At 66.2% G+C, this 2,861-nt stretch carries 2 protein-coding genes; one reads left to right on the top strand and one right to left on the bottom strand.

Translation table 11 applies throughout. The features are described from left to right. Positions 1–199 precede the first annotated feature (199 nt). A complete protein-coding gene (locus NFX52_RS29655; protein ID WP_082437276.1) occupies positions 200–1,099 on the bottom strand; it encodes a LysR family transcriptional regulator in 900 nt (299 codons plus the stop codon). Between the two features lie 66 nt (positions 1,100–1,165). On the opposite strand from NFX52_RS29655, the gene mdlC reads away from it, so the two are divergent. Continuing rightward, positions 1,166–2,758, top strand: coding sequence for a benzoylformate decarboxylase (gene mdlC / locus NFX52_RS29650; protein ID WP_207402135.1), 1,593 nt, complete (start codon positions 1,166–1,168; stop codon positions 2,756–2,758). The last annotated feature ends 103 nt before the right edge of the window (positions 2,759–2,861 follow it).

The following is a 2,861-nucleotide window of genomic DNA, read 5'->3' as shown; positions in this document are numbered from 1 at the left end:
TGGTCACGCCGCCAGTGACGTATGGGGATGTCGTGAGCAAGAACACCGGGGAGAGGCAATCGGATACTATTGCTGGATGAAATCACAGTATCAACGGGGCTGCTGGAGCTAAATAGATACCCCTTATAAATATACAGCCATTTGGTGCTGCGTGCTTGCCCCTCCGCCCCCGCAAGCATGCGCGCGGCCTTGGCACGGTTTACTCCTTGAACAGCTGCTCGATCAGCCCCCGCATCCACTGGTTGCCGGGGTCGCTTTCAAAGCGGCGGCTCCAGTGCAGCGACACCGTGAAGTCACGCAGCGGCAGCGCGGGCTCGATCAGGGTGTAGCCACCGTCGGCCGCAAAAGTGCGTGCGATGTTGCGGGGCATGACCACGGCCAGGTCCGTGGCCCGCACGATGGCGGGCAGCACCATGAAGTGCTCGGTGGTCAGGCGGATGCGGTCCTGCAAGTGTTGCATCTCCAGAATGCGCAGGGTGTCGGAGTGGGTGCGCACGGCCACAAACTCCAGCTGGTGCAGGGCGCTGAGCAGGACAGGGCCGCTGCGCCTGGTGGCGGCGAAGGGGTGGCCTGCGCGCAGCAGCACCACGTAGCGATCCTGGATGAGCTGCACACGCTGCGTATCCTTCACCGTGGGCAAAAAGCCAAAGGCGAAGTCGATGGCACCGCTGTCCAGCCGCTGGGGGATCTCGTGGCGTGGCACGGGCAGGGTCTCCACACGCACTCCGGGCGCCTGATGCTGCAGCGCCACCATCAGGTCGGGCAGAAAACGGCCTTCGCCAATATCGCTCATGTGAATGCGGAACACCTTGTGCGACTGCAAAGGGTCAAACAGGGCCGACTCGTTGAGGGCCTCTTCCAGCAAACCCAGCGCGCTGCGCACCGCGTCTGCCAGCCGGTCGGCCTTGGGGGTGGGCTGCACGCCGCCGCCCGCGCGCACAAACAGCGGGTCTTTGATCAGCAAACGCAGCCGCGTCAGCGCCTGGCTGGCTGCCGGCTGTGTCAGGTCCAGCAGCTCTGCGGCCCGGCTCACGTTGCGCGTGCGGTAGACGGCATCGAACAGGCGCAGCAGGTTGAGGTCGATGTCTTTGATATGCATTGAATGAATACCGCTTAGTCACTTCATTGTATTGATGGATAGAGTAAGCCATCCGAAGATGCGGGGATGCCTTCAGAACACCCCCATCTCCCTACCGTGCGCGAGGCCGTGCTCGACCTGTTGCGCGGCTTTCACATCGATACCATCTTTGGCAACCCGGGCTCCACCGAGCTGCCACTGTTCCTCGACTTTCCCAGCGACTTCCGTTACATCCTGGGCCTGCAGGAATCGGTGGTGGTGGGCATGGCCGACGGCTATGCGCAGGCCACCCATAACGCCGCCTTTGTGAACCTGCACTCGGCGGCCGGCGTGGGGCACGCCATGGGCAATATCTTCACGGCGCACAAGAACCGCACGCCCATGGTCATCACGGCCGGGCAGCAGGCGCGCTCCATCCTGCCGTTCGACCCCTTCCTGTTCTCGGGCCAGGCCACCGAGCTGCCCAAGCCCTACGTGAAGTGGAGCGTGGAGCCCGCGCGCGCCGAAGACGTACCCCTGGCCATCGCCCGCGCCTACTACATCGCCATGCAGCAGCCGCGTGGGCCGGTGCTGGTGTCTATCCCCGCCGACGATTGGGACAAGCCTTGCGAGCCGCTGAAGGCGCGCACCGTGAGCACCGAAACGCGTCCCGAGCCCCGCGTGCAGCAGGCCATTGGCGATGCGCTGGATGCCGCGCGGCGCCCCGTCTTCGTGGTGGGTGCCGCCGTGGACCGCGACCGTGCCTGGGACGAGGTGGTGGCGCTGGCCGAGCGGCACAACGCTGCCGTGTGGATTGCGCCCATGTCCGGCCGCTACGGCTTCCCGCAAGACCACCGCCTGTTTGCGGGTGTGCTGCCCGCCATGCGCGAGAAGATCGTGGCGCTGCTCGGCAGGCACGACCTGGTGTTTGCGCTGGGCGCCGCCGCCTTCACCTACCACGTGGAAGGCTTTGGCCCGCATGTGCCGCCGGGCGCGCAACTGGTGCAGCTGATTGAAGACCCCGGCACCGCCGCCTGGACGCCTGAAGGCACCTCGGCCGTGGGCAGCATCCGGCTCGGGGTGCTCGACCTGCTGGCGCGCCCCGCACCACCGCCACGCGCCTTGCCACAACCGCGCCCCGCACGCCCGCGTGTGGAGCCCACGGGGCCGCTGATGAGCGTGCCCTATGTGATGCAGACCCTGGCCGAGGTGCGCGATGCGGCCTCCATCGTGGTGGAAGAAGCGCCCAGCTCGCGCGCAGCCATGCACGCCTACCTGCCCATTGTGCAAAGCGAAACCTTCTACACCATGTGCAGCGGCGGCCTGGGCTATGGCATGCCTGCCGCCGTGGGCGTGGCGCTGGCCAAACCCGACAAGAAGGTGATCGGACTGCTGGGCGACGGCTCGGCGATGTATTCCATCCAGGCCCTGTGGAGCGCGGCGCAGCTGAAGCTGCCCATCACCTTCATCATCCTCAAGAACCGCCGCTACGCGGCGCTGCAGGAGTTTGCCCCCACCTTCGGCTTCCACGCAGGCGACAAGCTCGAAGGCACCGACCTGCCGGATCTCGACTTCCTCGCGCTCGCCCGTGGCCAGGGCTGCGAGGCCGTGCGTGTGAGCGACCCCGCCTTGCTGCACCAGGCGCTGCGCGATGCACTGGCCAGCCCGCGCGCCATCCTGGTTGAGGTGGACGTGGCCTGACAGGCCCTGCACAACCCGTTCTTCCCGGCTCACCCCATCACCACAACACACCAGACCCGGCGCACCCGGGCGCTCACCCTGACTGGAGACAACCATGCACATC

This window comes from Acidovorax facilis (assembly GCF_023913775.1).
GTDB lineage: Bacteria > Pseudomonadota > Gammaproteobacteria > Burkholderiales > Burkholderiaceae_C > Acidovorax > Acidovorax facilis.
This window is presented reverse-complemented; position numbering and strand designations above follow the sequence as displayed.